Genomic DNA, 2,891 nt, shown 5'->3' with positions numbered 1-2,891 from the left:
CCGGGGGGATGGGCGCGCAGCGCCCGGCCGCCCCACCGCGCAGCGGCCGCAGCCGTGATCGTCGCGGCCGCTGAAGAGAGCGTGGGTCCGGTCATCCCTGGCTCAGCCGGCCGACGGGAACACGGCGCGCGCGCCGGAGAGCAGGCCATACTGGCCGACCCGTCCGGCGGCCTGCTCGACGAGCGCCCAGACGATGCTGATCTGGCCGATGCTGCTGCCCGCGTCATCGACGGTGGACAGGCGCTGGCGCAGGGCGGATTCCCCGCGAGCGGCGGCAATCACCGAGGTGCTGTCAGTAGCCTTTGGGTCGATCTGGGCCGTGAGCACGGCGCCCGTCCCCGCCGCGTCCAGGGCCCCGGCGAGTGCCGCCAGGCTGGGCAGGGACTGGGCACCTGTGCTCGTCGCCGTCGGGACTTTGACTTCCGGCGCGCCGATCACGACCGCGAGGGAGCCCGGGGTGCTCGGGTAGTCCCCGGCAACCAGGCCGGCCGTCCGCAGGGCGTCCCAGGAGGCGCGCCGCCGATCCTCGGGGATGGCCGGCTCCGCCGTCGCATCGGTGACCTTGGTGAGCAGGGTGGCCCCCAGGACATCGTTGAGCAGATCGTCACCGGTCGCGGTGGTTCGCAGCCCCAGCGCGCCGGCGATCGTCGTGGCCACGCCCGCACGCTCACTGCTCGCCGCCTCGGAGGTGTCGGTCCACTTCTCGCCGATCTGGACCGGCCCTTGCAAGCTCGCGCCGGCCGCGCCGAGGGTGTCCTCGCTGCTGGTGGTGACGCCGGAATCGGCATTGGGCAGGGCGACGACGACAACCGTGCGGTCGGCGAGGCGACCCGCGACGGCGGCCGGCAACACGGTCTTGTCGAAGCTCTGGTGCGTGTCGATGCTGCTGTTGGCCGCATCGAGTTGCGTGCGCAAGTCCTGCTTCTCGGCGCGCAGTTGCACCACCTGGGAGTTGAGCGACTCGCTGATGCCTTCCTTGAGCGGTCCGGCGCCTAGCACGATCCCGATGGCCAGCGCGATCAGCACCGAGGCCAGCGAGACGAGGTGATAGCGGAAGTCGATCACGTGAATACCCCCACGATTGCGGCCCACAGGTCGTCCCAGCGGGCACCGATCAGTTGCAGGATGATGGCGCCGCCGGGCGTGTTGTACATCGCCAGCCCGAGGACCAGCAACCCGATGAAGAGCGCGGTCAGCATCGTCGCGCCGGAGATCCGCGAGCGATAGAGGCGACTGACGCCCTTGGCGTCGATCAACTTGCTGCCGACCCGCAGCCGGGTCAAGAAGGTGCTGGCCATGCCCGAGCGCCCCTTGTCAAGGAATTCGATCAGCGTGGCATGGGTGCCGACGGCAACGATCAGGGTCGCACCCTTGTCGTCGGCGAGCAGCATCGCGACGTCCTCGCTCGTGCCAGTGGCGGGGAAGACGACCGGGTCGATGCCGAGTTCGCGGACCCGCTCGGCCCCGGGGGCCCGGCCGTCGCGGTAGGCGTGCACGACGATCTCCGCGCCACTGGTGAGAGCCGCGTCGGACACCGAGTCCATGTCACCGACGATCAGATCCGGTCGGTGCTTCTCCTCCAGCAGCGCATCGGCTCCACCGTCGACGCCGATCAGCACCGGCTTGTATTCCCGGATGTAGTGCCGCAGCGCCTGCAGGTCTTCCTTGTAGTGATAGCCGCGCACGACGATCAGCGCGTGCCGGCCGTCGAGCTTGGTGATGATGTCGGGGACGCCGACTCCGTCGATGAGCAGATCCTTCTCGCGGACGAGGTATTCCATCGTGTTCTGCGCGAAGGACTGCAACTGCCCCGACAGGCCCTCGCGCGCGACGGCCATGGCACTCTGGATGCCCTCTGCCGTCAGCACAGTGCCCTCGGCCAGGATCGTCCCGGTCGCGGCGTCACGGACGACGCCGTCCTCGAGGCGGACGTGCGTGTCCTCGGCGATGGCCTTGGTCAGGTCCGGCCCGCAGGCGTCGATCAACGGGATACCCGCCTCGACGATCAGCTGCGGACCGATATTGGGGTAGCGGCCGGAAATGGAGGCGGCAGCATTGACGATGGCCGCCGGCCGGCACGCGATGAGCGCCTCCGCGCTTACCCGGTCGATGTCCTCGTGGTCGATCACCGCGATCTGTCCCGGGCCCAGCCGCTTGGTGAGGTTCTTGGTGCGCCGGTCGACGCGCGCGCGAGCGGTTCCCTCCCCGGGGCCAGGCTCACGCGAACGTCGGGACAGGGAGGTTCGCATCAGGTCAATTGTCCCACGAGGCGCGTCGCGCCGCCGCCGACGCCAAAAGCTCCCGGGCGTGGTCAAGAGCCACCTCGGAATCGCCGCCGGCCATCATCCGCGCAAGCTCGCGCTCGCGCGCCTCACCGGCGACGAGGCGCACATCACTGCGCGTCACCTGACCGTCGTCGGCCTTGGTCACCACCAGGTGCGCGTCGGCGAAGGCGGCCACCTGCGGCAGGTGCGTGACGACCAGCACCTGGGCATTGGTCGCCAGCCGCGCGAGCCGCGCGCCGATGTCGAGCGCGGCGCGCCCGCCCACCCCGGCGTCGACCTCGTCGAAGACATAGGTCGGCACCACGGCCGCCCGCGTGCCGAGGACGACCTCGATCGCGAGCATCACCCGCGACAACTCACCACCGGACGCGGCCTTGGCGATCGGCCGCGCCGGCAGGCCGGATCCGGCCCGCATCACGAACTCGACATCATCCGCCCCCACCGGCCCGTATGCCGTGGCCCCCTCCCCCCGCGAGCTCACCGTCACATCGACCTCCGCGGCGCCCATCGCCAGGTGCCGAAGCTCGGCGCTCACTTGCTGCGCGAGGTCTGCGCCGGCCAGCGACCGGGCCCGGGTCAACGCGGCCGCGCTCACGCCGAGGGCGC

Annotated in this window: 2 protein-coding genes and 1 pseudogene; all 3 read right to left on the bottom strand. The window is 70.7% G+C overall.

Annotation, left to right across the window (positions count from 1 at the left end):
• Positions 1–102 precede the first annotated feature (102 nt).
• Positions 103–1,065, bottom strand: coding sequence for a copper transporter (locus PKH97_RS15535; protein WP_324388508.1), 963 nt, complete (start codon positions 1,063–1,065; stop codon positions 103–105).
• A complete protein-coding gene (steA, locus tag PKH97_RS15530) occupies positions 1,062–2,249 on the bottom strand; it encodes a putative cytokinetic ring protein SteA (protein ID WP_324388507.1) in 1,188 nt (395 codons plus the stop codon). Before steA ends, PKH97_RS15535 begins: the two co-directional genes overlap by 4 nt.
• 4 nt (positions 2,250–2,253) lie before the next feature.
• Positions 2,254–2,891: pseudogene (locus PKH97_RS15525) on the bottom strand (DNA repair protein RecN); the annotation flags it as partial.

It is taken from the genome of Nostocoides sp. (genome assembly GCF_035343835.1).
Lineage (GTDB): Bacteria > Actinomycetota > Actinomycetes > Actinomycetales > Dermatophilaceae > Nostocoides_A > Nostocoides_A vanveenii.
This window is presented reverse-complemented; position numbering and strand designations above follow the sequence as displayed.

Excerpts from the sequence above, each read along its gene's own strand:
- steA (WP_324388507.1), bottom strand. The coding sequence starts at position 2,249 with ATGCGAACCTCCCTGTCCCGACGTTCGCGTGAGCCTGGCCCCGGGGAG.